Below are 26,419 nucleotides of genomic sequence, written 5' to 3'. Positions count from 1 at the left end.
CGGCATCGTGGAAAAGAGGAGACGCCCTTTTGGTCCCAAACAACCCAGTCCCAGAGTGCCACCGGCCAAAGGTTGGCATCGGTATCCTCGTTTTGCGCCCTGACGGCAAGCTGTTGCTGGGTAAACGTTTGGGCAGCCACGCACCCTTCTGGTCTATCCCCGGGGGGCATTTGGAGGCGGGAGAGACCTTCGAGCAGTGCGCCATCCGCGAGTTGCATGAGGAGGCGGGCCTTATGATCCGCGGTCCAAAGGTGGTGTCCGTCGCCAACAACCTGAGAACCTTTCAGCAGGAGGGGTATCACAGCGTGTCCGTGACGCTCCTGGCGCAGTTGGCGGAGTCGGATCCCCAATACGCAACCAATCGCGAACCGGAGAAATGTGAAGGCTGGATCTGGCATGACCTCACCCAACCTCTGCCCCAGCCGCACTTTGATGCCAGTGAGAGTGCCATCCACTGCTACTTGCAAAATCGCTTCTATCTGCCACCCTCCAACGGGCGCTAATCCCGGAGACCGCTGCAACTGGGTATCACAACCGCATGGCGTACCAGCGATCACAACCCGGATGGCCACTGCTGCCCCAGGGAGCCTCGAGTTCGCGAAACCCCAATCGTTGATATAACTGTTGGGCCTGGGTCATAGGACCAAAGGTTTCCAAATAGCAGTATTGGTAACCGCTTTTGCGGGCAAACTGGATCAGCCTCGCCACCAGACTGCGACCCGCTCCGAGACCGCGAGCTTCCGGAGAAAGGTACATCTTCTGCAACTCGCACACTCGCGGCAGATGACAGGGATAAGGGGCCACTCCACCTCCGCCCAATAGCTGCCCCTTCCGCTCAACCACCAGGTAACGACTGCCGTTACCACTGTAAGCGCTGCTGAGGGCATCCAGCTCGGGATCCGACCAGGCAAAACCCGGCTGATTCGCGCCAAACTCGGTTAACGCCTGGCGAATGATCTGCGCAATCTTGGGGTTATCCCCCCCTTCGATTGGCCGTAACTCAAAACTCATGTCCTATCCTCCCACCGGTCAATCGGGTCGAACCAAAAACAGCACTCACTGGTGACTAGAGTGAGTTTAACCCTTTTAATCGCCCGTTGGCGAACACCATAAAAATCCAAAAAAATACAATGTTTGCAGCGGTTGACCAGGATAACGCCCCCAAATTACAATCCCGCGACATTCGCGACCTTTTCCATTACTTCGCCCATCCTCCACAACAATTATTTAACGAGATCCCGCAGTATGGAATACGACATCTCTTTTCTCGCCCTGATCCTCGTTATGGTGCTGCCGGTGAAGATCCTGCCCTGGTTGCTGATCGCAAGCATGGCCTACAAGGGGTACATGCAGATGCAGGAGAAGCGAGCCGCCCGGGAACGGGAGCGTCGTATGGCCGCCTTTGCGGCCCCAGAGGCACCCGTTGAAGAGGAGTCGAAGTCGGAATCTATGCCGATCTCCGCCGAGCAACTGCGTCACTCCAGACTCGGCCGGTTTTAACATCCCGCCTCAACGCCCCACCGGAGCCAGACCTTTTGCCGGCAGCATGGCCGCGGGTCGATGTCAAAAGTCGGCCGCCCTTCCGCCTAAATACTCTCTGCTCAACACACTCTGGGCCCATGACCCAGTCAACCCCGCCACAGCGTCGTCTTGGGGGTCAGGTTCTAAGCGTCCGTGCCAGCCAGGTCCCACCTCGACACGCAACATCATAACAAGACGAAATCGTATGAATAGCTGATGATAATTTAACGATATTCATATCCAGCCCTATACTCTCGCCCATCGAAAACATTCCACACGCATTGAGAGATTGGAGCAGATTATGAAGATGAGTCACGTAGGCATTATGGTTGGCGACATGGATAAAGCCGTCGAGTTTTATACCCAAGCGCTGGGACTTAAGGTGGTGATGGGGAAAAGCGAAGTCGTCGAGGAGCGCGAGTCTGCCATCGGTCGCATGTGCATCGCCGTCTTTGGCGAAGGCTTCAAGGGCTTCAACATTGCACACCTGATCACGACCGACGGTATCGGTGTCGAGCTTTTCGAGATGAAAGAGCGCCAGGAGCGCCATGTCGTGGATTTCTCCCGTATCGGAATCTTCCACTTCTGCCTGGAAACCGATGACTTCGAAGGGGTCATTGAAAAAACCAAGCAGTTTGGCGGCAAGGTAAGAATGGATATCATGCGTTACCACCCGGAAGATGACAGCAAGCCGGCCAAAATGGTGTATCTGGAAGACCCCTTCGGAAACCTTTTTGAACTCTACTCCCACTCTTACGCCGAGACCTACGCCTCTGAGTACGAGTGACCGGTGAGCCTTGCGGCTCCTGTCAACGGCTGAAACATAAACACCCGGCTCAGTAGCCGGGTGTTTGACATATGCTGCCTGACAAAGCCTGTGCACTAACAAGCGGGATTAAAAAAAGGCCCCGTGAACACGGGGCCTCAACATCACAGCCGTCACTGCTTAGCTAGGCTTCTGATTCGGGTTCTTCTGTTTACCACGGTTCCCTTGGTTCTGATCGTACTGACGGTTGGTTCCAGGCGTCCCCTTGTTGGGGTTGGGGATGTTTGCTTGGTTGTCTTGTGGTTTCACTTTTTTAGCCATCATCAATCTCCTTATTTACAGGCTTCGGGGGTACGGCAGGCGCAGCTCGTCGGCACATGACATGCGTGGTCTTGGCAGCGAGCAGCCGCATCCCGTTGGGGCTGTGGATACTGCCCGAACTCACGTTCATACAACTCAACGGTATGCTCAAAAGCATCCTGCAGGGCCTTCTGATCGTCCTTGCCGTAGATCCCGAAGTAGGGATAGTGGTCGACAAAACGTCCGAACAGCTTTTCACAGTCGTCGCGATAGGCACGGGTATCGAGGATATGCGCATGCCATATCTCGTCCACCTGTTTACTGGGTACCAATGCCGCCAGCGGATACAACATTTTCAGCGTAAGAAAACGTTGGTACTCGAGTTGAGCTGCGTCCCACTGCAGCGGTGTCATCATCGCCTCTGATGTCTCGGTGTACTTGTACTTCAAACGAGCAAAATCGAGTGTCGAAACCAGTGGCTCCAATTCGCCGAACTGACGCTCATTTTTAGCAGCTAATGTCATGTCATTCTCCTTTGATATTGAATTGTTAATGCGCTGTATTAGCGCCTTCGCTTAATCTCAGTCTCAAAGTCTTGGCGAGAAACAACGGAAAGGAACTCGTAGCCAAGTGGCGACTGGCGAAAGATCAGACGCCAGTTGCGTCCTAGGCGAAAGCGAATGAGATTATTGTTACAGCGCACTCGGACTCCCCCCAGAGAGTGGTAGTTTTGCCCATCGATTAGCGCTTGGGTGATGTTGTTGACGCGGCGTTGCTGTCGTTCTGGCAACTGCTGATGTAATGACTTGAGTTTCGAAGTTGTCATAACTGGCTCCTATCTAAGCTGACAGGAGCCAAGTTGATTTAGTGCAATGCACTAACAAGCGGATTTAGCGAATTTCGTCCAAAAAAGTGTCAAAGCGCTCAGCTTCCTCAAAGTCCATGAGGATGCGCTCCTTCAACTGAGCCATAAGCCGAGACTTGGGTTCATACGATGCAGCTAATGCCGCAGCTGACTGAAGCGAGTCCGGGGTATCTTCCAGATAGTGCACCAAGATCTGGTCACTTGGGTCCATCAGTGACAGTTCTGTTCGGGCAGCCTCGATAAGCGATGAAGGGCCATCGTGTTGAAGCTGAGGTAGGGTGATGAAGGGGTTGGCTAAGCGCTCCACCGCGAGATCACGGTCAGAATACAGCAACTCAAAGAAGCGTCCCAACGCATGCTGATCCATCAAGATGCCAGCAACGACACTACGCCCCACCACCAACTGTTGGAGTAGTTGTGCATTCTCTTGCCTAGCCGATGCCTCTTTCATAATCGCGGCAACTTTTCTGACATCACCAAAGAAGCCGTGCAGCAGAATAGCGTTGTGCAGCTTGGTCAGATTGTCGCTTGAGATGTAGTGCTTTGCTCTACCTGCAGCCGAACCGACAGGCAGGTAGCTGGTCGTCAGCCCTAGGCTTCGATCCAAGGAGTTCACTCGATTGCGAAACACTGTATGAGCAGAGAGCTTTACGCCGAACAACTTTCTTACAGCTTGGGGGAGTGTAAAACCATCAGTATTCATCGCACGACTTCTTTAGCAATACGCTATCGGAGAAGCGATCCTCATGATTTCGCAAAGCGGCAATGAACTTCGCTCTCTTGTACCAATCAGATGAACAGTGGCGGTTGTTACTTGCTCTGTGCTGTTCGAGGACTCCACGGCAGTAACCGGCCCGAAAGCTTTCAGACAAAGAGGTGCGCTGCGAGGCCAAGAACTTCTTTTCATCTCTAGATTCATAAATATCAACGAGCTCAGCACAACTTTGGACTAGAGACAACGATTTAGCTTTGGCTATCGAAGGCATAAACGCCACGATCACTGATAAACAGATTAATAATAAGTACTTCATCCTAACTTCCTTGTTTCATACCGTACGACTTTCTGAAAACTCGATGTCGCCATTGGGGTGAACCTTTGCCACGCTCTTAGCCTCTGATCTCACCTCTGGCTGCGTTGGCCTATCCGAAACACTACCACTTTGCCCTGCTCCAGCGAATGCAGAAGCATTTTTGTTTTCCCCACTTTCCATTAACCGCTGAGAAGTTGGGTGCTCAGGCGATGATAAATACAAACTCGCGAGGACAATGCTCATAATGCTCAACTGAAAATCACTACCAACAAAGAAAGTATTCAGCGCCACATATGAACTCTCATGGTCCACTGACACAGAGAACGCAAATAAGACAATGAAACACAAAATAAATGACAGCTTTCCTGCCAATAATAACGGAGCCCGAATCGCTGGCCACTCTGAGTTCTCGGTTTCATCAAGTTGCCTTCTATAACGCCACAATAACAAAAGCGATAAACCACAAAACCACCACTCCAATCTAGATATATCTGAAAGGCCTTCACCATACTCGAAAATTAGTCTGATAGAGATCCAAAAGGTCGAAAACCCAACAATCAATAGCGCGACGTGAATGGTGAAATCAAACAGTTTCCTCACAATGCGACTCAGCAACCAATCCGAGACAAACAAAAATCTTTTAATTCCTTCCATGGGGAGTTCTCCTTAAAATCCCGCGTTACTACTTCGACTGTCTCAGCCAACGCTCTACTTTGGCGACACAGCCATCGAGATCATCACGGATCTCATACACCCAGAATCGCATAACATCCCAACCTAACTCAAACATGCGTTGATTGCGGATCTGATCTCGTCGGCATAGTTTCCCTGTCCAAGCTCAGTGATGTGGAAGCCAGCCACGGCTCCAAGTTAGCCATTCGCTTACTTCGGCCCGTCGCAACCTTGAACATACCGTTGATCGCCTGCAGAGTCTTTTGACCACTACATAAGTGACACTAGCAGCATGGGCATGGGTCGACAGCATTGCTATTGCTGACATCACAACAAACAAAGCCAATCTCGGCCAAGATAGAATACTTTAATGACTTAATCCGTCGAGATGTAACTGATGGTCTTTTTGCTCCATTAGAACGGCCCTCCAATTGTGTTACTCAGAACCTGAATAGAGTCGGAGTCGGATCTAGATGTGCCACTGAAGTAGCAGGTTATGCTTACGGTTGAGGTCGGATAGCTAAAAGCGGTCGCTAAGGTACTGCCAGGACCCGATAATGTTTGTCCCTGAGCAAAGTCATTACTAGTGCAATAATCAGCGCCGTTAGTCGTCCATGAGACCATTGCGCTACTCCCAACTGACGGCACCGAGTTCTGGCTCCAAGCCAAATTCACATATGCCGTCAATACCTCCATGGTCACAGTGCCTTCACGATAACTTCCACACACACTGTCTTTGCAGGCTTTTACTCTGAACTTATAATCGCCGTCGGAAAGACCTGAAATCGTTTTTTTGGTTAATGTACCGCTGTAAACCTGACTCCAAGTGCCGTTGAATTTCCGTTCAAGCTTGTAGCTTGACGCACCGCTTACGGCACTCCAACTGACAATCACGCTCCCAGTCGCGGTCAACGACGGATAGCTAATAGACGAGGGAGTTTTCGCTACATAAAGATCGCTGCTGTAACGGTACTCGCTTTTAATTGCAAATAAAAAGGGAAGAGGAGTTAACGACAGTGAAAATGGTAAGAAAATTACAGCGGGATTTGGGCCGATTCAGAGACAACAAAAAAGCCCAACCCATTGAAGGATTCAGCTTAAATGTGTTGATTTTGCTGTGCCTGAGAGGTGGTACCCGAGGCCGGACTTGAACCGGCACGCTCTAGGAGCGAGGGATTTTAAATCCCTTTAAAACCATTACTTTTTAGCATTTTACGTCGAACAATCACAATAAAACATACAAAGCATTCATTTTAATGGGATGATTGACACTTTCCCCTCCAAACATGCGAGCTCGGTTACCGCAAAGAAAGCCGGTTAACTCACTGATTTGAAGAAACATAAAATATATATTAGCATGACCTAATGATGTTATCGGGGAGCCAATCAAGTGACAGATCGTAATGCCCAAGGCCAATTCGTATCTGGCAACGCTGCTGCCAAAAATAAACGTGGCTTTAAGGACCGTGGACGACAGTTGGCCCGACTGTTTACCGACGCAGATGTTCAACAAGTATACCAAGCCCTGATGGCTAAGGTTGCTGACGGAGACACCACGGCGCTGTCCTTGATCAGTCGCTATATTGCCCCACCGCCGAAATCAACGTTAACGCCCACTCCATTCAAACTGGACTGTACCGATCCCATTAGCAGTGCCAACGCCGTGATCAAAGCCGCTGCAGCCGGAGAGTTACCCGCTGATGTCGCTCGGATCCTGATGGATGCGATCTCCGGATCACAGAGGATCCGCGAAGTAGTGGAGTTGGAGGCCAGAATAAAAGAGATCGAAACCAACCTGAAGGACGCTTTATGAGAAGGATGGATGCGCGACTGCGACGACTGGAGGAGATGGCCGGAATGAATGAGTCAGAAGAGCAGCGTCTGTGGGACGAGCTGATGGAGCAGATCGGCCGTACGATGGACCTATCCCCTATCCCCTACCCTGCTCAAACCAAGCCAAACCAGGATCTTTAAGACGCGAGCAAGGGGTACAGACTGCAAATAAACAATGCCCCCCCCCCGACTTTAAGAATGCATTGAGAAATTTTCCGTATTTCACCGTTGAATTTGAATTCTTCTTAATCAATATACGGCTAATTTACGGATTAGCGTGCTGTGGCAACGGCGAAAAACGCATTACTGACGGAGATGCCTCAACCCGTACATCAAGAGTTCCGTCAAAATGACCATCATCATAGAAGATCCGCACTCTATCAGCCGATAACCAACTCAAGCCGGTTATGAACTGTCTGCGACCACTCTTTGTCCATGCCTCAACCTCAGACTCTGTGGATGTCACCAGTGCCTCATACTGAAAGGCACTTTGCTGTTGCAAGTAGTCTAAGTGTTCAGCCTGCTCTTTCAGTTTGTCGACTTTTGACTGGATAACTTCACTATGATCTCGGCACTGTTCCAAGTCGCTTTCAGCGCCCTTTAACCACGCCGCGCACACTTCTAGCGAATCAGCTATCTGCAGTTTTTCTAATTCGATGTTCTTATAAAAGTAGGAAGAACTTGTCCAGCCAACACAGAAACTGATTCCAACCAGTAAAATTAAAAATTGCCAACTATGATTTCTTCGCTTTCCATTGCTTTCTGCTAGAGTCATTTTCGTCAAAACCAAACTGATTTATAAATGGGAGCCAAAAAAGGGGCTTCCGGAAAAGTGATCGTGCCGTTACTAACGAGCGATTCGTTGAAACTCTTGGAAATTTCCAAGTGACATATGCGACGTCACTACAGTCCAGCCAGCTCTCTCAAGGCCATTACAGAGTTAATCAACAGCGCCATGAGAATCACTTACTATTCATTAACCTTCTAACAAACCCAACGACCTTTCCCCAGTTAGATGGCGGAGCATTCTCGCCATCGGTATACATCTTATCATTAGGGCGGTCTGCGTTTGAACCAGAGGTATCAAGCGCGTTATCCTTATCCTTTCCTATATGTTCAGCGACCCCTTTTTCCTCGACACCTATAGAGAGTGGAGTCGAAGTCAGCCCTTTCTTAAAATCATGCTCTGATTCACAATCAGAGCCACCGAGGGCTGTTCTCTTTCTTAATGCGAGAAAAATCAATCCTACATCAGTCATCGAACTATCGATTTTTTCGATATTCTCAGAGGCTTTATTCATTGCGCCTTTGTAGCTCATGCTTTGGTGCCTGCCAGATATTTGTAGAATGCTTGCTCTACCTGCTGTAATCGTTCGATATACCAACGTTTACTTGTTGTACCATCAAATACTCTAACGAAATAACGGCATTCTAATTCTTGTGACTTTGACTTAGATAGCGCATCTTGAGCCCTTTGAAGGAACGACTCAGGACTCATCTCTCCCTCTTCCTCAAAGAACTCTTCGGCTTCATCTGAAAAGTTGTTAACTTCAAACATTTCGTCTTTTAGAGTGATATCTGCTAAGTACCTAATCCGTCCAGAGTTACTAACTAAACAGGTTGGGAAGTCTAGTCCAGACCTTCTTTGGAGCAGACGTGTCTGCGCGCGAGCAACACTGAGATCACTCTGAAGCTGCTCAAGTTCTTTGATAGACCTGCTAGCCAGGACCCCACTAAGAGTTTCTATATCATTCGAGGTTATATTATGCTTCTTTATAATGGACAAAGTAGAGCTTATTGTTTGCCAATCTTCAGTCACTTCAATTTTAGACTCAGCCAACCTCAGTAGCTCTTCTAAATAATCCTGTTGAGACAAGTCAGAATCAGCTACAACCAGCCTCTCGCTAAGCTGGTCAACCAGGTCATTAATTTCCCGCAGTAGCTTATCTGTTTTTATCGCCGATTCTGAAATTGCAACTAAATCAGTATATTTTTGAACTGTAATAGCAGTAACCAGAAGTAAACCAAACATCAAAAACAGGATGAATTCTGACAATGACGATTGGAACGACTGAACTCTACGACTCGGATTCATTTTCTGTTACCACATTTTTTAAACCATTCACTATGATCTCTGATGATTTATTTACTGACTCAGCCAGCTTGATGTTAAGCTCTTGCGCTTCTGTTACTCTGCTTACCAGCTGCTTCGAAGACTGCTCAACTACATCATTAAGATGCTTAATATTCTCTTCCGCCGTTCTACTTACACCTTTCAGAGAATTTTTAAGTGGGCTGAAGATGTCCTCACCAGCAATAGTATTTAGTTCATTTATCTTTTCCCCAAGCTCAGTTATATGACTGCCAAGCTCATCGAATTTTTGCAGTTCTGAGAGGGCGCCAACTGCACGAGAAAGATCATTTATATTATTTTTTAAGTCACCAACGGAACTAGTCACACCAGTCAAGTTCTCATTTACTTGATTAATAAGTTCCTTATGGCCACTCTTCAGATCATTTTTTACATCCAATGTAGCTTGATGACTCTTATCTAGACCAGATTTTGCTTTTTCAAGCCCATTAGTTACGCCATCTAAATTTCCAGTTGCCAACTGTAACTTAGACGAAAATGATGCTAGCCCATTAGTTGCAGAAACAATGAGCGGCTTAACTTTATCGTCAAATTCTTTTATTAAAGAGGTAGAGTTTGATACCAATGATTTTATATAACCCTCATGCTCAGACTTCAACTCCTCCTTAAAGTCGACATGATGCTTCTTCATGGATGCTTTGAAGGCCTCGATATCCTTGATTAAGAGTGCACTGTGTTCGGCATGTTGCTTAACGAGGTAATCATTCTGTGCCTTGACAGATTCTGAAACAGTCTCAACTGAAGCAGTTAGTTGATGAAGAGTTCGCCCAAAGACTTTAATCTGCTCTTCCACATCAACGGTCGAACCATCCATGTAATACTGTTCAATAATTACTTTTGCAGCAATACCCACCATTGTTGTACTTAAGGCAACCGCAAACGAGCCTAAAACTACATTCACTGAGAGTTCATCGCCGGATAAAGATATCGGGATTAAAGAGGCCAACAAGGAAAATATAGTAAAAAGAAATCCCAAATAGTAAATGCTATCGATATTGTCTGGTGTTTTATGCTGGTCTGACCAAACGATTTTGGCATATATCAAAACCAATACTGCGCAAAGGAGCTGCCAATGGTTTGGAAGATCTTTTGCAGCGATAACAGCAGTAATAATCATCCCAACAAACAAGCAAATCATGAATGCTGTTATCGTAGGATTCCCTGACTTCGCTCTCATTAATATCTAACCCTTTCAATTTCTCTTAAATTTGCAACCGCATCCAAATATTTCGCCCAAGACTCAGCCAGGCCCTTAGTTTGGTATTTTTTGTCTTGGTCTCTATCAAGCCAAAAGACATATACATCTGTACTTTCTAATGAGAACTTTGGCAAATCGTCAATTGCCTTTTCACCTTTACTGTATACGGATGCGAAAGGTGTGTTTTGGAGCATGTCACTTATGATAAAGACAGTGCGCTTATCTGCGCTTTTATCCAATATATTCAAAGACTTTAAATCACTAATTGACTCATATATTGGTGAAACTTCCATATCCTTACCTTCAACCAATTCTGCAATAGCTTCATTCATTGGAAATAGGAATTTTTCTTGAAAGTTTTTCGTCAAGAAACGCTCATTTTCAGTAAGAATATTAACGTCATCTGGCGACTTAGGCTTGCACACATCAGCAATAGGCTTACTTAACCCAGTAACACTTTTATCGAGCACAAAAACCGTAAAACGGTCATTCCTGGCTGCGTCATCAACTATGTCAAGAACCTTAGCCGGCAAGTACCGCTTTTGATGAGGAGATAACGGATCAGATACATCGATGACTATCACATTATGATTTTGCCTATGCATCTTATCATTACACATCGTTACTTTATCAAAAGCTCTTTCAGGTGAGCTTATAGCCTTAACGTAAAAGGCCAGAAGGATAATAAGAACAATTGACGTGATGATGATTATCACCACACCCTGCTTATCCTTTGTAGTCAAAGCTCCTCGTTTATTACTCATCGAATTTCACCTAGACCAAGTGAGTGTTCAATTTTAGTTCTCTCCACTTTAATTCGCTCTTGGATGCTGCGTCTTCGTTCGTTGATTTCTTCATTAGCGTTTTTAAAGTTGTCATCCACTTCATCAATAATGCACTGTAGCCTTTTCGAATATTCGGAATCATTCTCTAAAGATACTGTATTCAAATCATCAAAATCCACGTCGTCAATTTTAAGAACAGTTCCAAAGTACGCGGCTCTGTAATGCATCATGCGTTCCGAATGCCGTTGATATTCTAATATCACGTCTTCCAAAAGCTTATTTACCTTAGACTTAAAAAGTAGCTGCTTCTCTACCACTTCTTTTGATCTTTCCAGACTAGACTTGTACTGATTGAAGTCAGTCCTTATAGATTTAAGATTCATAGAAAGCTCGTTTTGTGCTTTATCTATGATTCTATTAGCCTCTTCTGCGGCTGTTTTGCAATAGCTAATCCAATTTTCGCTTTCAGCCTTCAACTCTCTATCTAGCTTCCCATATTCAGGGTAGAGGTCATCTGAGAACAGAAATTTAATAACTAGAACGATATATGCCAATCCACTAATAGCTACTAATACCCAGGCATTAAAGTCATTAATACCGAAGTAACTTTCATTAAAACTCACCAATGCCAACTTGGAAGCTTGGAATGGGTCGGATTGGAGGCTGTCCCGATAGTGCCCAACAAGCAATATAAATGTAGTGACAAAAATCAACAAAACTGCCAAGCTCAACACCGAAGCAATTTTTTTATTAACATTTATGTGAAAAAAATGTCTAACTATAACTGCAGAAATGAATGCGAACAGCGTATTTGTAATAGCAATTACCGCAGCCGACACGAAACCACCAATAGCTCCCAACTCAGAACCTTGAGCTAGAAAGTTACTATTCAACAAAATTTCTACAACAACAACAGCAAAAATGAACGCATAGTGAAAGGTTTTTGATTCTGGGTAACTCGCACTTCGTTCAAGGTTGTTGTTATGTTTAAAAAGTCGTAGTGTTCTTGATAATGAAGCCAGATGTTGTCCTTTCGACTTTAAAGATGACTCAGTAGAGTTAAAATGATGGTCTAACTCCTGGTCTAGGCGTATATCTGCATTTATAATTTTCTGATTGATATTTTCAATGTCAATACCATTCCTAATTTTTTCTTCTTGTTCCAGAGTAGCCTTCGCCATTTCAAGGCTTGGCGTATACACAGTTCGAAGAACTTCATTTCTAAGTATAATTTCACTTTCTGTATGTTCGGTCTGGTCTCGAGCAGGGATCCCAGCTTGCACATCAACATTAACAAGGCTATGAACTCCAAGCTTATTTATTGCTTCAGCCTTTGTTAGCATCTTCATAATCCATCCCCACCGTATCCAAAATATTCAATTGCGCCATTTAAATTTAACATTACTTGTTAAATTTTCTTACCAAACACAATGTAAGTGCTCACGCTGTGTCTGCAACTTCCTAAATTATTGATGCATTTAACAGTCTCAATACATGCTTTCAGGGCCAATAAGTCCATGGCCTTCTTCACGGCGACTTAGCTAACACGGGCTGAAGCGTTAGAAACCTTTCAAGTCCCCCCAGCAGCTCTAGTGGTCCTAGCTTTTAGTCTTTACATAGCCCCACTTGCAGCTTGGACCCCTGATGCCGCAAAAGGTCCGAGATCAGCACTTGCCCGAACATCATGGTGCAGATCACGTATGTGACGCCTTAAGTACTGCAAGCGTACCACTGATTGACTCCCTGACAAAGTGCATGGCAACATGTCGTGATGAAGTTGGCGTATTGGCATATCCCGCACAGTAAAATAGCCGTCTAAATGAAAGCTGCTCAAAGCAGATTTGCCTGCTTGTTCGTTCATTTTTTATATTTAACAACACTTTACACGTCATAGACGAATATATCTCAATTGAATGCTTGAGAGGCTTTAGAGCGCTTATCGTATCCTGCTTTTGTCTCGAAGAAGGTTCAATGTTGAGTGGATAAACTCTCCCTTGTTACTCTCGAGGCTTTGCCCGAGTTATAACGTCGAACTGATAGCGATAGTAATCATCAGCGAACTAAAGCGGTAGACATGTTGCTTGCAGGTCAACAGCCCAAAACAGAATCTTATTTAGGTACCAGATGGAACGATTAAGACCGAGCTCAATTGCAGTTTTTTCTGTTATTTTCTTGTTGGCTTGCATCGCAAATTCGCCAGCGACCATTGCGGAAGAAGTCAAGCTGAGCCGAAGCGGGATATGTCATGATGTCCATAGTAGCTACTACTCGAGAACTCAGCATTTCCAACCATTTCAAACACTACAGGCATGTTTAGATGCTGGTGGCCGGTTACCAGGCAATCGGCAGGCAGGATCATCGACACCAAGAACAAGTAGTTTGGTACGAGGCGACCACATCCCATATTCACGTGAATCGTTTGGAGGTTGGCAAGATGATGACAATGACTGCCAAAATTTGCGGCACGAACTTCTCATTGAACAATCAACAGGGCCCGTTACCCTTAGTTCTGATGGCTGCAGAGCCCTTCACGGACGATGGAACGATCCATACTCCGGTAAAGTGATAACCGACGCACGCTTGGTGGACATTGACCATGTTGTCCCTTTACGTTGGGCTTGGCAACGAGGAGCAGCGAACTGGAGCAGTGCACGTAAGAAGGAATTCTCAAATGACACGCGAAATTTGTTAGCAGTGTCCTCCAAACTCAATCGTTCTAAAGGCTCAGCCTCGCCCCTAGAGTGGCTCCCACCTTCTCAGGTATACCATTGCCAGTACATATTGCGCTTTCTCCGCATTGTACACATATATGATCTTAAACCGAGTGAGTATGAAAAATTATCACTCCAAGTCCAAAAGAATGAGATCTGCCCACGGTTGTAGGCTCTATTTTAAGGAATTATTGGTCATGGCAACATCCTCAGCCACGCTCGTCGGCATTCGATTATCTTCTGTGTAACGATTCGCCACCAACCGAGATAGTTGCTCAAGTCGTCGGTACCAACCCCGTGGAATCGGCACATCTATTCCCATAGCGAAGGGTGAGTTGTTCAGAGTCTGAATGTGAAACGTTCCCTGGCCCTTGGTGCGTCCATGTGCTCCAGTGACAACAGGACGGTGATGAAGCTTGTCCTTGACGGCTATTGCTAGGTACAAGCTGCTGCCGTGTAGGTGCATAATACTGAATTCGCATTTATCCGCCCCGAAAGGCAGGGTTTAACCTCTTTTCTGGAGTTGGTGGCCAGCACAAAGTCGGCCTCTCAAACATAGCGGTCCAAGAGTGTCAGTACCGGGATCAGTAACTTTTGACAACCGGGGAGCCCATATAGCCCCGATTCTGCGGCGAGGGGCTTTTCCAAGCCCATAGCAATAGTTTGTTAGAGTTAGGGCAACGCGACTAACTCATTTCCAACAATATGAAACCGACTTTCTCCTATGACAGAAGGACAACAACGCGGATCATCCGGTCCTTTGAGCTTTACATTTAAGGATATGATTCCATTTTTAAGTTGAATATTATCCACTAAACCAGGAACACCTTTTGTATCTAATTCAACTTTTTGGTACGTAAATACTGAGACATAGTTGCGCCAGTAAGTAGGACCAAGCAGAGCCCATTGCACTACTGTTAAGTCAGTTTCATAACCATTCACTCTACCTGTCAAAACTGTATTAATTTCGTATTGCTCTTCTTCATTTAAGTGACCCATTATTGCTGTCTCAATCGGTGTTTCAGCAAAAGCTTTTGATACGATCAAAAAAAAGAAAATTATATATAATCTTTTCATTTTCAAGCCCTTAATTCCAATAGCATCAGTGCAAATTCCTTAAAAGTGGCGAAAAAGAGCCGCTCCATTTCGCCGGAGACAGTGAAAAAAGGCTATCGGGCTATTCCGACCACGGTAAGATCATGAACATTCTTGTCCAAATTCTGCAGTCAATTGAATAGCCGACCACACTGTGATTTTATGCTCCTTTTTAGGGGCATAAGCATCGACATCGATACCATCAGACACCACTCCACCAATATTCAGTATAGACACCAGAGCGCCAAGGTGGACTACCCGATTTTTTAAATTCAAAAAAAGTTAATCTTCAACAATTTATGTGCAAAGATCGCAATACAATAAGAAAATTTTGAAGCTACAAAGGATACATGACTGGCCCAATAGTCTTCGCAAAAATCAAGCATTCGCAGTCACGATCGCAAGAAAGTACATAAAGAGCACCCCAACGAGCGCTAGCACTCCCCTCTTAACATATACACGCTCCTGCTCTAGCGACTCCTCCTCACCTGCAGCGTAGGTCTTAGCATCTTTACTATCAGCATCCTGCTCGTTCTTCGCTTTACATGGGTAACTTTGCCGAACTCTTGTTAAAACAAGATCCGCGTCGATACTATTGCCAAAAGTTTTTGCGGCTTTGTTTAGCTCAAGCGCTGCTTGCCGCCGCCCTTGAAAGATATATCCGCGTGCTGCAAGTTGAATGCGCCGATTGCTACCAAAGTACCTAGTTAGAAAGGCAGTTTCTAATTGATCAGCCAGTTTTACTCGCTCGTTAAACAGCTTCTCTTCCACAACCAACAGCTTGAACGCATAGGCCAGCTCTTTGGAGATCCTGGACAAGGATAAGTGAAGCGTAAGCAGATCCGGGTAAAAATTTACCGAATACTGCCAAGTGGACTCCAGCTCTTCATCCAGCTGTGACTGCTCTTCGGACCAACTGTCTTGATAGGTATTCGACTCTCCCCATTGATGATCGTACTCCCGACGTTTCTCGGGATCTGATAAGACAGCGTGCGCCTCGTTGACCTGCTGCATTCGAGCCGTGGCTTCTGCGGGATCACCATCAAACTTGTCCGGGTGGTACTTCTTACACAGTGCGCGATATGCCGCCTTTATCACTGCAAGTTCTGCATCCGGACTCAGTCCGAGAACCTGATAGTAGTTCAGTTCCATTGCCTATCCCCTAGTCGACCACTTTCCATCCTATACGTTTGATTAACAAAGTAAATCTTACATCGTGGATGCAGCCGAAAAACCGATTGCAAAGAGTCGATGCAATTCACTTGCGGTATCATTGTTGTGTATCAGACGGAGATGAACATGTGCAATAGCAAAGGACAGTTCGAAAAGAACAATACTGTGGCCAGGGCTAAGCGCGGCTACAAAGACCGTGACCGCCAACTCGCACGCTGGTTCACTGATTCTGATATCCACCAAGTGTACTAAATCTCGATGTCCAAAGCTCTGCAGGGGATATGGCTGCACTGTCGTTAATCAGTAAATTCGTTGCTCCGGCTCCAAAGGTCTCATTACCCCCAACTCCCTTTGCCTACGACCAAACCGATCCAGTATCCGGGGCTCAGTCCATTATCTCGGCAGCTTCCACCGGTGACTTGCCTGCGGACATTGCCCGCACCCTGGTCGAGGCGTTAGCTGGAGTGGAACGAATTCTCGAATCCGTTGAGCTGGAAGCGCGTCTTACTCAATTGGAAGCTGACCTGTAGAAGTTAGCATGCAGCGCATGGAGTACCGACTGAAGCGCATTGAGGACAAGGCGGAATTGCGACATCGCGAGGGACGGCATTTTTGGGAGCAAATCGGCGTTGTTGATCAATTCGTTCTCGGAGAAGACCGGCCCCAAGGGCTTTTAAACCCCAAAAATAATCTTTACATATCATCAACTTACCAGAGATGGCTACATACTTTTACGCGAAATCTTAATTTATGGGGGATAATGTACATCCCCTTTTGCTTGATTCAGACATCAACATTCCAAGGATTAACATGATACCCAGTCCCTGCCATAGTAGTGTATCGCTAAGTTCGTGATCCGAGTTCTTCTCGTCTTCCTTGATCGGATCTTCGCCTCCCTCGGCCGAGATCTCCATTTTTACCGGTTCTGGGTATCTAGGTCGGTCTAAACATCCCGCATCTAATCGCTTCCTATCCGTAGATTCGGTAACGACAGTTTGCTAACTCAACGACTCCCGTTAACCCTAAAACGTTAAGGCCCTAGGAAGACCTCTTCTCGATGATGGGCCATATAAAGCTTCTGCTTTTCGTTTAGGGGCTTGCGGAGCTTGAGATTAGGTCTGATCTCGAGCTTTAAGGCTTCATCACTTGGAAATCTAGAGCTTATGACAATTTCACCAGAGTCATTGAAAGTTATCCAACCGGAATCAAAGGCTGCATCTAAGCTGGGGGTCAGCGCTAAGCCATTATTTGCATCCAAACGTTCCGCGTTGTCGCTTATCCGCCATGGTTTAGCGTGAGAGGCGCGAAGCATCAGTGGGCTCACAACTCCCGTGACAGCACAACCGCCCCAAAGAGAGAGCATGTCTCTACGAAATCGCCCCTGTCCTAATCTCGCCTTTACTACTGTCTCACGCTCGGTCTCATCAGAGGGTAAGTCCGAGGCGTTATTAATATCACTCAGTGGATCTAGTTCGTCTGGGACGGGCTCTACGACTAGTTCAGCCTCAATTGCCCTCGTCCGCCGCCCCCCATCTGGACGCCAACTGTAAACACTATCCAAAAGAGCATTCGGCTTTGATTGATGTTCCAGGACGTCAAACGCCATTTGTACTGGCTTTTCTCCGCTACACCGTGTCATTTTCAGTCCACCTGCATACACAAAGGGCTGCGTTTTCCCTTTGATGCGAACGAAAACAACAACTGCATCACCGTTGACAATGCGTTCAATCGCTGGTGTTTTTATTGTGTTACGACTCTGATAGTCCCAATAGAACTCCTTGGCCCCATCGGTGAAAACATCGTGATACTGGTTTTCTTTCTGAAAGTTGGTCTTATCCAGTGTGACAAAGAGCAGTAAGCAGTTCTTAAACTTGACGATACCGGTCCAGTCTCGGTCCTGATTGGGACGAGGAACCTGGCCTGTATCCGCTACGGTTTTGCGAGTATAGGACTCCCCAATCCCCTTCCCCGCTCAAACCGAGCCAAACCAGGATCTTTAAGACGCTAGCAAGGGGTACAGGCTGCAAATCACGACCCTCCCCTCCCTAATCAATAGATCGACTACCGAACAAACCGAAAATTAACGGTTGAATTTCGACTGAGTACCAAAATACGGAAGATATACGGACAACGAAAAATTATAAATTGTTGTCAATGGTACGTAACATCTGGGCCACTTGAAATTGTGCCACGGTGATCACTTTGCTTTGTTTTCCTGACAACTTCAACTCAAAACCGGTATTGTGTCGAGACCGTAAATAATCAATATCAATATAAACCCCGACTACCTCAGTAAGGAGGCAAATATTACTATACCGCAACCTAATCTTATCGCAATCAACACTCGAATCAATGTTTACTAATTTTCTAGGTACTGAATCATCAGTGAACGCTTTATCAAAATGTTTCCACTCCGAAAATGAATTTATATCAACATATACTTGAAGAGCACGAATCTCTTTTGTATCACCATCAATTTTCGCGCGTAACAAGGTTCCTTGGTATGGCTCGGACTCAATAAAATATACATTCTCGAACCGGTCATATCTCTTACTCGCCAACTTGTTTGATGTAGGCATGAATAAATTATTATCATTAACATCACCATGCATTAAAACCGGTGGGCTGAATTCAAATATCAGTTTTTTTTCAATCTGATCACGCTCAATTACAGCAGAAATTGGTAATTCATTCCCCTTTAGTATCTCAGCACATTTATCATCATGACTTTCACACGATTCTCCTTCGATTGAAATAATCCGGTCTTCTTTTTCCAAGCCGGCGTTCCAGGCTGATGAGCCTTCAATTATATGGTTAACAATCATAGAGTCGTTATCATATCTTGACTGAAAACCGATCCGAATTTCAGAAACACCATTAACGAAATAAAACGCCCACCAATTATATTTTTTTTGTGATTCATCGTAAAAGTCACAATATAATACGAGCCCGGCACCAACGATATTTGCCTGTTCTTGGATGTATCTAATTTTATTAGACTCAAACTCTTCTGATATCGATAAGTTACGTGAATTTGCAAACGTAGATTGACCAACCAACTTAATACCACGAAGTATGCCCAACTCTAGCTCTCTTGGATTTTTATTCGCTTCGCAGCTATAAATCTCAATGAGTTTAACTGGGCCGTTGTGATTAACAATCGTATCGCTATCAGAATCAACCTTATTATAATAGAATTTTTGATATGGATTTTGAACCATAGGCGTGGAGACGCAAGACGTTAGCAAAATTACGCTACTAGCAAGAAGAATTCTTAACATGGTGCCTCCATCAAATAATTCAATTTTGTATAGCTCTAATGATTTAATTTTTCAAATCAAGAAGAACCAATTTTGAGTGAAGCGGGGGATATTTATGCGAAACCCAAATTCCTACTTTATATCCAAACATAGAAAACCAAGGCTTCCCACTAAGCAGTGGGTTTTAAAGAGTTATTTTTTAACGTCCGTATCAGCCCGCATCAGAAATTATTATGAATGGTTTGACCGATGCACGCCTGTATACTAAAAACATGAGGCTTTAGACTCTTGCTGGCGTACATAGGGATGTCTGAAAGAAAGTAGGATCAGGCGAACATTCTTGCATGACGAGATTTAAAATTTATCACTGTAACAGATAAAAACCACTTTAAGAACGTTAAATTTAAAACGGTAATTCTGGTCGACATTAACACTAAACACCCACTTAGTACCTTCACCCAAAAATAATGAAACCCCACATTTAATTAACGAGGCTCCAAAAAATAAAACAACATTATCTATGTACTTACAATGATTGTGACATATAAAACATTAGGGTCATAAAGGTGACCGTTCACCTATTTACCATAGGATGCAGATGATACTGACTCCGTAGGTTATTTCCGCTTCCTTCGTGACTTTTAAGATTTTTAAGATTTTTAATTATCAGGAAGATTCGGTTTCCTGCACTCAGTCCATTGCTGTGGCATATTATAAAGGTGAGTTACCTTCAGACACTGCCAGAGCATATATTGAGACAGTAGCTGAGGCACAGCAAATCTGTCGGCCCATTGAAAGGGAAGTGGACAGTAACAGAGAGTATATTTATTTTTCTAGAAATGGTTTAAAAGCAACAGAATAATGGGATCTCATATTATCGAAAGCTGGGCAGAAAGGAAGGTTTTTAGACCGTGTTTCTACTTATCTGGCGGTTTATAACATCCCTTTGTGTCTCGACAGGTGTTCAGTACATTCATCAAAAAAATGAGTAGAAAGAAAAGAAAGGGAAAGACAAGAAGTTGACCGACGTTCTGACGAGAGATTTGGGGGCCGAAGCCCCCTCTTAGGTTACGCCGAAACGGTTTTTATCTTCAGGTGACGCAGCTGCTGAGCTGTCACTCCCCTTGGGTAGGGCAAGCGCCAGCGTCGAGACGCTGATCGGGTCTGCTCGAAACCCATGGAAGAAAGTGCCTTACCTACCTTGATGGCCATCTTTTCCGGCAACGAGAGCAGATTGCAGATGTCACGAGCCGAGGCGTCGATAAACTGACTTGACTCTGCCTGCCCCCCAAAGGCCTCAATGAGAGCATCCTGCACCGTGTCTGTCAGCATATACTTAGCGTTACGTTCGGTGAGCTCTGCCTGCTCCTCGGCACTGAGCCGCCAAGGGTGAGCAATGCCATCGGCTTGCTGATCTAACAGCAGTGACAGAACCTGTGCCCAAACCTGTTGCCAATCCAGCTCGACCACATGGCAGCAGCGTACCGACAGACACCAGAACCGACGGTTTCCAGTAGGATCAGCAAGGAAATGCGGATCGTTCACCGACGCAAAGAAGGTGGTCCTGCGCGGGTAGCAGTTGTCTGCCTTGGCGTAAGGCCGACGAAAACGGTCCTGTCCTGCAGTGAGAAATGCCTTCAGGTGCGCCAATTCTGACTTAGCAAAGGTACCGTCCAACTCACCCAGTTCCACCATCCAGTTCGCGGTTGCCGTCATCACGCTATCTCGGTTGCTGGGGTTGAGGGTAAGACCACTGGCAACGTAATCGTTCACCATGCCGCCGCCCATTTGCTGAAGCCATCGGGTTTTGCCAACTCCCTGCTTTCCTTGAAGCACCAGCACGCCTTCGGCACTGAGGTCCCCCCGCTCGTTAAAGAGCAGCCCGATACTACACATTAACCAACGCAACAAGATGACGTTGCGCCACGGGACATCTTCCTTAACCACTTCCAGGGAATCAAAGACCGCTTGCAGGCGGTCTTGCCCATCCCAGGCTCTCGACTCAACCCATTGCAGAATCGGATTGTGTGGCGACTCTGCGGCGATCGCCAACACGTAAGCATCCAGGTTCTTATCCGGGACGTCATGCCGCGCTGCCAGTGACCTTACGTGGGCCAACTGGCTGTTGAGCGCGTTGTCATGCTGGAACTGCTTGCCAGGAAACAATATCTCCATCTCCTTGGTGATGACGTTGAAGCGACAGTCAATACTGTAAAACGCCAGTAGGGCGCGGTAGTTCTCCAGTGTGCCCTTGGGACGCCCAGTATGGGTTAGATCCCGAAAGCATGGTCGCGAGTCGACGCTGTGCCCGGTGCCCTGACCAACTTCCTTGATATCCACGACGTCCATATCAGCCCTCCTTAACCTGAACCGTGGCCGCAACGAAGCGCTCGCGTGCTTCATCCAGTCCGTACTTTTGATAGATGTCATTCCAGTCGCCAGGCTCTGGTGGCAAGACCAAGAACACGCTCGGAACTTTGCGCAGGCAGTACTCGGCTGCAGCGCTGGCAGCCAACAATCCTTTGCCATCGGCATCGTTATCCGCCAAGAGATACAGTTTGCTCGGTTGATGGTTGGCCAAGATTGACGGCATCGCAGCACAATAGTTTGCAGCAGTGAGCACCGAGGCGGCAGCCAACGACACATCAGATCCTCCGTGCAGCTTTTTCCCCGTTAACGCCGTACCTGCCCCCTCGGCCACCAGCAGCGATTGCGCAGGACTCGCATCACCAGCACCAACAAAACCCGGGCCACTGAGAGGGCTCCACAGACCGGACAACTTGGTACCACGCAGAAAGCGCTTGGTGCCGTCTGCATCGATAAGTTGGGCGCTACGAATTCGAAACGCCTCATCGTGCAACGCCAATACCTGTTGACCATCTTCCAGTAGTCTGGCTTCAACGTCGGCCAACCCCTTACGACTGAGATAGGGGCCTCCTGACTGAGTAGTAGCCTTACTCAGCAGCCAACTCGCCTTGCCGGCGACTTCATCGAGCGACGGCGGAGTGAGCGCTCTTTGAGCCGGTTTAGCATGGTCGGGACAACCCCCATCTATGACTGCAGCGACCATTCTGGCCGCCTCCAGCACTGTGACCCCAAAGTACCTGGCGACGAGCATGATCCCATCTCCGTAGCCGCATTGGTTACAGAAGTAGTTGCCTTTGCCATTGAGGTTGGTGATGCGGAAGCGGTCTTTCCCCCCGCACAGAGGGCATGGCCCGTGTTTCCCAAACTGGCCAACGGGGACGGAGAGCGTCGGCAGGATCCAATCCCATTTGGATTTGGCGTGGTCTGCGATCATCGATACGGTCTTCATAGACTACCTCCTCTCACTGCACAGCTTGCCGTTGGACGTAGGCGTCAACCGAAGTTCGCGGGATCCGCAGGACACGACCAAGACGGAACGCCTTCAGTTCGCCCCGCTCGACCAAACGAGAAATGGTGGCTGGGTTGCATGACCATTCGTCCGCAAGTTGCGCAACAGAGAGGTGGCAGGCTTTGTTTGAGCCCAGTGAAGACTCGGTGCATCGGCGAGGCGCCATAGCAGTACTCCTAAATGCCGTGGGTTATTCCACGGCACCTATTTGAACTCTTGGGCCTTTTCAGGAGGGTACGGTTTTCAAACTTCTTTTTGCGTATTTTCCGTATCCCAAAGTGGAGAGATGATTTGTAACCAGGCCTGGTTTTTCTTGAATTGCTCGCCATGCTTGGCGATCAGGCTGTTCAGCTTGTCTTCGTAGGAAGAACGTACTTTGCCGTCCTCGCAAAAAACATCTGAAAATCCCAGCACAACCTGGTGGAACGTACTCTTCCTACTCGTCGGTGGCATCTCGTCGTAACGGAAGAACCAACCGTCCAGTAGTGCATTGAGCCACCAGTCCTGGCCACAATTGAAGGCCCAAAAACCTGCCTTACTAAGATCAAGCGATTCGGCCTGCTTTATCGCTCGCCTGAGTGATTCAAGCACTGGGATTACCCCGGATACATGATCCCCCAGCTTCACATAGGTGGATATTGACTGATCTATTTGCTTAAGGCCCTTTTCCTGCAGCTTAGCGATCTGCCCGGCAGAAAGGTGCTCGACTTTACGCCCTGATGTACGCAGTCCATCGATCAAAGCTGAAATCACTATCACGTACAGCTTTCGCGATCGATCGTGGTGCCACACTCGCTCCATCGCTGCTTCGAGTGCGGGAAGCATTCCTGATGGGAGTATTAATCGCTCAGCCAAAAAGCGCGGGGACGGATAACAATACTTGGGTACTACTCCTTTGCCATAGCCTGTCCACCTTCGGTCATCCACGAAAAAAGTTTCGTAGGAGGAACCGAACGCAGCACCTATGCACTTAACGTCGTAGGAGAGTTCATGTTTTCCGCTCATGCGTCCGCCCTCCAGCTTTCGAGCGCATCGGCCCATTTCTGTGTCCACTCCTGAGCCAACTGATCCATGTTTGCAGTATGAGTGTAGATGGCGTCAACCCCCTCACCTTTGTGGTTGCTGAGCCTATCGCGAATGTCCTTGTTGGCCCCCTCTTCCTTTAACCAGGTCAAGGCCCGGTGCCTGAGCCAGTAAGGAGTTACCTCACGGCCCTCTGCGAAACCCAATGCCTTGCGGTTTTCTCGAACCAGCGCTCCCAATCGATCCGCTGTCAGTGGCTTAGAACCATCTCGTTCTTGGGCAAATACCCACGGCCTCCCATTGGCTGACGCCTTACGGCGCTCCAGCAGAGACAGTGCCTGAGGAGACAGCATCACTCGTTGGGGCAGCCCGTTTTTCGTTTCCGTGCCGGGCAGCTGCCAAGTCCCCTCTGAGAAGTCCACGTGCTCCCATCGCATCTCACACACTTCAGTTACCCGCCCGAAGGTATAGAGGATCATCAGCAAGGCGTCGTGGGCTGTTCGATTGAGCACCTCCTCGGCCCTCATCGCTCGCAACATGCCACGAAGTTCATCTCGGGACATATCCGCTATCCGCGCATCTTCAGTGCCAGGATTTACGCCCTCCGTTGGGTCCGGATGCCCTATAGGTAGCCAGGGCTCAAGATTGCCCAGCTTCTTATTGCGCCCAGTGGCAACCTTATACATCCCCTTGATGGCCTGCAGCGCCTTCTGAGCCGACCGGATCCCGGAGCGGCCTCGTTCCTCCTTCGCTCTGCGGCAGATCTCCAGCAGAATCGCCCTGACATGATTCTGGTTCAGGTGGGTTGCGGGGAGGTGGCTGTAGTTAGGGAGCAACTCGCGGTGGAGGGTGTCATCATAACCTTTGTAGGTTTGAGGCTTGGTGTGGACCTTGGCGTACTTGACAAGGTACTTTCGGACCAGCTCTGCGACCGTCATCTCTCCCTTACCATCGGCGATGGCCAGGGCCTGTTCGGGGCACTGGTGACGCTTATGAGCCAGGTAAGCGACCTCCCAGCGACTGCGGGCCTCCGACAACGTCATTTCCGGGGCATACCCCAGCGTCAGTTGCTTAGAGCTCTTGGTCCCTTGAGGCACCTAGCGGTAGATCCAGCGTCGTCGACGACCTTTGGGTTCGCAGAGGATGAACCCCGGCCGAGTCTTATCCACGACGTTACCGGCACTGGCCTGGTAGTGACTGTCGGTCAACTCCCTGTGACCACGCACCTGCTCTAGAGTGGATTCAAGCACCTCCCGGTGACTCCCCTTGATCCCGGTCTGCAGCGCCAAGCTGAGGAGATCCAGCACCACCTCTTTGGGCTTGTAACCCCGTTGGGGACGGGCGTTGGCCCTCTCAAGTTCACATTGCAACTCCCTGATACGCATAGCAATATTATTCAGCACCCATTACTAAAGCGCCGGAACACAGATCAGACCCTTATCCAGTTAAAATTTTAACTGCAAACGGAATGTCCGATTGAGTTAACGACAAGGATGATGGTAAGAAAATTACAGCGTGGTTTTCCCGGAATCAGAGACAACAAAAAAGCCCAACCCATTGAAGGATTGAGCTTAAATGTCGTGATTTTTCTGTGCCTGAGAGGTGGTACCCGAGGCCGGACTTGAACCGGCACGCTCTAGGAGCGAGGGATTTTAAATCCCTTGTGTCTACCAATTCCACCACTCGGGCATCGAGTTTCGTATACCTTTCGGGGACGAAAAGAATGGAGGCGCGTCCCGGAGTCGAACCGAGGTCCACGGATTTGCAATCCGCTGCATAGCCACTCTGCCAACGCGCCATATTCTGTGGTCAAGCCGATGAACATCGACTCGATAATAACTGGAGCGGCACACGAGGTTCGAACTCGTGACCTCAACCTTGGCAAGGTTGCGCTCTACCAACTGAGCTAGTGCCGCTTTGTCTTCTCGGCTCCGGTGAAACGGGGTTTCTCCCGAAGACGAAATGTATTCTACCCATAGGAGGGATTAGGTCAACGACTCTCTTCCTAGAAATGAATCGTTTGCCGCCTTTTCAACCAAGACGCTTAGCCATTGGGCAAACCCGGTTCATCGATTAGCCGTGGCGGGTCAGATCCCCCCAGGCGGCATGAATGTAGGAGAGCATAGACCAGATGGTCAGGAAGGTCGCCACATAGAGCAGCCACAACGAGACCTCGGTGACCAGCGGAGAGAACTGGGCGATCAATCCGGTAATGGCAATCATCTGCGCGGCCGTTTTAAATTTCCCCAACCAGGAGACGGCGACGATGCCCCGTTTCCCCATCTCCGCCATCCACTCCCGCAACGCTGAGATGACGATCTCGCGGCCAATCATCACGGTCGCCGCAAAGGTCACAAGGCCATTGTCGTAATGCTCCACCAGCATCACCAGTGCCGTTGCCACCATCAGTTTGTCGACTACCGGGTCTAAAAAGGCGCCGAAGGGGGTGGACTGATTGAGCCGCCGTGCAAGATAGCCGTCGAGTGCGTCGGTCAGGGACGCCAGTACAAACAGGACGGCAGCCGCCATGAAAGCCCACTTCCAAGGGAAGTAGAACAGGCCGACGAAAACCGGGATCATGAACAGGCGGATCAGGGTAAGAATATTGGGGATATTGAGTTTCATAACGGGCCCGGCAACACGACGTGGCGCCAATCA

At 47.7% G+C, this 26,419-nt stretch carries 32 protein-coding genes and 3 tRNA genes; 7 read left to right on the top strand and 28 right to left on the bottom strand.

Annotation, left to right across the window (positions count from 1 at the left end; genetic code table 11):
• The first annotated feature begins 29 nt into the window (after nucleotides 1-29).
• On the top strand, nucleotides 30-503 hold the full coding sequence (locus tag ABD997_RS06340; RefSeq protein ID WP_345316165.1) for a nucleotide triphosphate diphosphatase NUDT15: 474 nt from the start codon (nucleotides 30-32) through the stop codon (nucleotides 501-503).
• A 25-nt stretch (nucleotides 504-528) separates the two neighbouring features.
• On the opposite strand, the gene ABD997_RS06335 is transcribed toward ABD997_RS06340, so the two are convergent.
• Nucleotides 529-1,011 carry a GNAT family N-acetyltransferase gene (locus ABD997_RS06335; RefSeq protein ID WP_345316164.1) on the bottom strand — a complete coding sequence of 161 codons (483 nt, stop codon included), beginning with the start codon at nucleotides 1,009-1,011 and terminating at the stop codon, nucleotides 529-531.
• A 234-nt stretch (nucleotides 1,012-1,245) separates the two neighbouring features.
• On the opposite strand from ABD997_RS06335, the gene ABD997_RS06330 reads away from it, so the two are divergent.
• Nucleotides 1,246-1,500 carry a hypothetical protein gene (locus ABD997_RS06330; protein WP_345316163.1) on the top strand — a complete coding sequence of 85 codons (255 nt, stop codon included), beginning with the start codon at nucleotides 1,246-1,248 and terminating at the stop codon, nucleotides 1,498-1,500.
• 322 nt (nucleotides 1,501-1,822) lie between these two features.
• On the top strand, nucleotides 1,823-2,308 hold the full coding sequence (locus ABD997_RS06325; RefSeq protein WP_345316162.1) for a VOC family protein: 486 nt from the start codon (nucleotides 1,823-1,825) through the stop codon (nucleotides 2,306-2,308).
• A gap of 159 nt (nucleotides 2,309-2,467) precedes the next feature.
• Here the strand turns inward: ABD997_RS06325 and ABD997_RS06320 are convergent, their stop codons facing one another.
• The 7 genes from ABD997_RS06320 to ABD997_RS14995 form a co-directional block, all read right to left on the bottom strand.
• Complete coding sequence (locus ABD997_RS06320) at nucleotides 2,468-2,608, bottom strand: hypothetical protein (RefSeq protein WP_345316161.1); 141 nt, start codon at nucleotides 2,606-2,608, stop codon at nucleotides 2,468-2,470.
• 11 nt (nucleotides 2,609-2,619) lie between these two features.
• Nucleotides 2,620-3,111, bottom strand: coding sequence for a glycine-rich domain-containing protein (locus ABD997_RS06315; RefSeq protein ID WP_345316160.1), 492 nt, complete (start codon nucleotides 3,109-3,111; stop codon nucleotides 2,620-2,622).
• Between the two features lie 38 nt (nucleotides 3,112-3,149).
• Nucleotides 3,150-3,413: a ParE family toxin-like protein gene (locus tag ABD997_RS15000; RefSeq protein WP_425557054.1), complete on the bottom strand. Its 264-nt coding sequence runs from the start codon at nucleotides 3,411-3,413 to the stop codon at nucleotides 3,150-3,152.
• 64 nt (nucleotides 3,414-3,477) lie between these two features.
• Nucleotides 3,478-4,155 (bottom strand): hypothetical protein, encoded by a 678-nt coding sequence (locus tag ABD997_RS06310; RefSeq protein ID WP_345316159.1) that lies wholly within the window; start codon nucleotides 4,153-4,155, stop codon nucleotides 3,478-3,480.
• On the bottom strand, nucleotides 4,145-4,483 hold the full coding sequence (locus ABD997_RS06305) for a hypothetical protein (protein ID WP_345316158.1): 339 nt from the start codon (nucleotides 4,481-4,483) through the stop codon (nucleotides 4,145-4,147). The genes ABD997_RS06310 and ABD997_RS06305 overlap by 11 nt, the downstream gene beginning before the upstream one ends.
• Before the next feature lie 15 nt (nucleotides 4,484-4,498).
• Complete coding sequence (locus ABD997_RS06300) at nucleotides 4,499-5,137, bottom strand: hypothetical protein (RefSeq protein ID WP_345316157.1); 639 nt, start codon at nucleotides 5,135-5,137, stop codon at nucleotides 4,499-4,501.
• 28 nt (nucleotides 5,138-5,165) lie between these two features.
• A complete protein-coding gene (locus ABD997_RS14995; protein WP_425557057.1) occupies nucleotides 5,166-5,288 on the bottom strand; it encodes a hypothetical protein in 123 nt (40 codons plus the stop codon).
• Nucleotides 5,289-6,545: 1,257 nt separating this feature from the next.
• Between ABD997_RS14995 and ABD997_RS06295 the strand changes: the two genes are divergently transcribed.
• Complete coding sequence (locus tag ABD997_RS06295; RefSeq protein ID WP_345316156.1) at nucleotides 6,546-6,968, top strand: hypothetical protein; 423 nt, start codon at nucleotides 6,546-6,548, stop codon at nucleotides 6,966-6,968.
• Entirely contained in the window at nucleotides 6,965-7,129 is a 165-nt protein-coding gene (locus tag ABD997_RS06290) for a hypothetical protein (RefSeq protein ID WP_345316155.1), read from the top strand. Before ABD997_RS06295 ends, ABD997_RS06290 begins: the two co-directional genes overlap by 4 nt.
• A gap of 124 nt (nucleotides 7,130-7,253) precedes the next feature.
• On the opposite strand, the gene ABD997_RS06285 is transcribed toward ABD997_RS06290, so the two are convergent.
• From ABD997_RS06285 to ABD997_RS06260, 6 genes are all read right to left on the bottom strand, one after another.
• On the bottom strand, nucleotides 7,254-7,763 hold the full coding sequence (locus ABD997_RS06285; RefSeq protein ID WP_345316154.1) for a hypothetical protein: 510 nt from the start codon (nucleotides 7,761-7,763) through the stop codon (nucleotides 7,254-7,256).
• Nucleotides 7,764-7,950: 187 nt separating this feature from the next.
• A complete protein-coding gene (locus ABD997_RS06280; protein WP_345316153.1) occupies nucleotides 7,951-8,307 on the bottom strand; it encodes a hypothetical protein in 357 nt (118 codons plus the stop codon).
• On the bottom strand, nucleotides 8,304-9,083 hold the full coding sequence (locus ABD997_RS06275; RefSeq protein ID WP_345316152.1) for a hypothetical protein: 780 nt from the start codon (nucleotides 9,081-9,083) through the stop codon (nucleotides 8,304-8,306). The genes ABD997_RS06280 and ABD997_RS06275 overlap by 4 nt, the downstream gene beginning before the upstream one ends.
• Nucleotides 9,067-10,317, bottom strand: coding sequence for a kinetochore Spc7 family protein (locus ABD997_RS06270; protein WP_345316151.1), 1,251 nt, complete (start codon nucleotides 10,315-10,317; stop codon nucleotides 9,067-9,069). Before ABD997_RS06270 ends, ABD997_RS06275 begins: the two co-directional genes overlap by 17 nt.
• On the bottom strand, nucleotides 10,317-11,102 hold the full coding sequence (locus ABD997_RS06265) for a hypothetical protein (RefSeq protein ID WP_345316150.1): 786 nt from the start codon (nucleotides 11,100-11,102) through the stop codon (nucleotides 10,317-10,319). Before ABD997_RS06265 ends, ABD997_RS06270 begins: the two co-directional genes overlap by 1 nt.
• Nucleotides 11,099-12,472: a hypothetical protein gene (locus tag ABD997_RS06260; protein ID WP_345316149.1), complete on the bottom strand. Its 1,374-nt coding sequence runs from the start codon at nucleotides 12,470-12,472 to the stop codon at nucleotides 11,099-11,101. Before ABD997_RS06260 ends, ABD997_RS06265 begins: the two co-directional genes overlap by 4 nt.
• A 775-nt stretch (nucleotides 12,473-13,247) precedes the next feature.
• Between ABD997_RS06260 and ABD997_RS14990 the strand changes: the two genes are divergently transcribed.
• Complete coding sequence (locus ABD997_RS14990) at nucleotides 13,248-14,006, top strand: HNH endonuclease family protein (protein ID WP_425557053.1); 759 nt, start codon at nucleotides 13,248-13,250, stop codon at nucleotides 14,004-14,006.
• 500 nt (nucleotides 14,007-14,506) lie between these two features.
• On the opposite strand, the gene ABD997_RS06255 is transcribed toward ABD997_RS14990, so the two are convergent.
• Together ABD997_RS06255 and ABD997_RS06250 are read right to left on the bottom strand one after the other, a co-directional pair.
• Complete coding sequence (locus ABD997_RS06255; protein ID WP_345316148.1) at nucleotides 14,507-14,911, bottom strand: hypothetical protein; 405 nt, start codon at nucleotides 14,909-14,911, stop codon at nucleotides 14,507-14,509.
• A gap of 396 nt (nucleotides 14,912-15,307) precedes the next feature.
• Nucleotides 15,308-16,081 carry a J domain-containing protein gene (locus tag ABD997_RS06250; RefSeq protein ID WP_345316147.1) on the bottom strand — a complete coding sequence of 258 codons (774 nt, stop codon included), beginning with the start codon at nucleotides 16,079-16,081 and terminating at the stop codon, nucleotides 15,308-15,310.
• Nucleotides 16,082-16,383: 302 nt separating this feature from the next.
• On the opposite strand from ABD997_RS06250, the gene ABD997_RS06245 reads away from it, so the two are divergent.
• Nucleotides 16,384-16,632 carry a hypothetical protein gene (locus ABD997_RS06245; RefSeq protein WP_345316146.1) on the top strand — a complete coding sequence of 83 codons (249 nt, stop codon included), beginning with the start codon at nucleotides 16,384-16,386 and terminating at the stop codon, nucleotides 16,630-16,632.
• Between the two features lie 500 nt (nucleotides 16,633-17,132).
• Here ABD997_RS06245 and ABD997_RS14985 read toward each other — a convergent pair whose 3' ends face one another.
• The 12 genes from ABD997_RS14985 to pgsA all read right to left on the bottom strand — a co-directional run bounded on the left by ABD997_RS14985 (nucleotide 17,133) and on the right by pgsA (nucleotide 26,386).
• A complete protein-coding gene (locus tag ABD997_RS14985) occupies nucleotides 17,133-18,062 on the bottom strand; it encodes an HNH endonuclease (RefSeq protein WP_425557056.1) in 930 nt (309 codons plus the stop codon).
• Nucleotides 18,063-18,240: 178 nt separating this feature from the next.
• On the bottom strand, nucleotides 18,241-19,383 hold the full coding sequence (locus tag ABD997_RS06240) for a PDZ domain-containing protein (protein ID WP_345316145.1): 1,143 nt from the start codon (nucleotides 19,381-19,383) through the stop codon (nucleotides 18,241-18,243).
• Nucleotides 19,384-20,430: 1,047 nt separating this feature from the next.
• Nucleotides 20,431-21,711 carry a VapE domain-containing protein gene (locus ABD997_RS06235; protein WP_345316144.1) on the bottom strand — a complete coding sequence of 427 codons (1,281 nt, stop codon included), beginning with the start codon at nucleotides 21,709-21,711 and terminating at the stop codon, nucleotides 20,431-20,433.
• Nucleotide 21,712: 1 nt separating this feature from the next.
• Nucleotides 21,713-22,678: a primase-helicase zinc-binding domain-containing protein gene (locus ABD997_RS06230; RefSeq protein WP_345316143.1), complete on the bottom strand. Its 966-nt coding sequence runs from the start codon at nucleotides 22,676-22,678 to the stop codon at nucleotides 21,713-21,715.
• A gap of 13 nt (nucleotides 22,679-22,691) precedes the next feature.
• Nucleotides 22,692-22,904, bottom strand: a complete 213-nt coding sequence (locus ABD997_RS14980; RefSeq protein ID WP_425557052.1) for a helix-turn-helix domain-containing protein — start codon at nucleotides 22,902-22,904, stop codon at nucleotides 22,692-22,694.
• A 77-nt stretch (nucleotides 22,905-22,981) separates the two neighbouring features.
• Nucleotides 22,982-23,743, bottom strand: a complete 762-nt coding sequence (locus ABD997_RS06225; RefSeq protein ID WP_345316142.1) for a hypothetical protein — start codon at nucleotides 23,741-23,743, stop codon at nucleotides 22,982-22,984.
• Entirely contained in the window at nucleotides 23,740-24,858 is a 1,119-nt protein-coding gene (locus ABD997_RS06220; RefSeq protein ID WP_345316141.1) for a tyrosine-type recombinase/integrase, read from the bottom strand. Before ABD997_RS06220 ends, ABD997_RS06225 begins: the two co-directional genes overlap by 4 nt.
• On the bottom strand, nucleotides 24,859-25,131 hold the full coding sequence (locus tag ABD997_RS06215; RefSeq protein ID WP_345316140.1) for a hypothetical protein: 273 nt from the start codon (nucleotides 25,129-25,131) through the stop codon (nucleotides 24,859-24,861). It lies immediately after the preceding gene.
• Between the two features lie 233 nt (nucleotides 25,132-25,364).
• Nucleotides 25,365-25,450 (bottom strand) — tRNA-Leu (locus tag ABD997_RS06210).
• Nucleotides 25,451-25,485: 35 nt separating this feature from the next.
• Nucleotides 25,486-25,559: transfer RNA gene (locus tag ABD997_RS06205), tRNA-Cys, on the bottom strand.
• A gap of 42 nt (nucleotides 25,560-25,601) precedes the next feature.
• Nucleotides 25,602-25,677 (bottom strand) — tRNA-Gly (locus tag ABD997_RS06200).
• A gap of 157 nt (nucleotides 25,678-25,834) precedes the next feature.
• Complete coding sequence (gene pgsA, locus ABD997_RS06195; RefSeq protein WP_345316139.1) at nucleotides 25,835-26,386, bottom strand: CDP-diacylglycerol--glycerol-3-phosphate 3-phosphatidyltransferase; 552 nt, start codon at nucleotides 26,384-26,386, stop codon at nucleotides 25,835-25,837.
• Nucleotides 26,387-26,419: the final 33 nt, after the last annotated feature.

It is taken from the genome of Ferrimonas gelatinilytica (genome assembly GCF_039544205.1).
In the GTDB taxonomy this organism is placed as follows: Bacteria; Pseudomonadota; Gammaproteobacteria; order Enterobacterales; family Shewanellaceae; genus Ferrimonas; species Ferrimonas gelatinilytica.
Note: the sequence above shows the minus strand (reverse complement) of the source record. Positions and strands in the feature narration are given on the sequence as shown.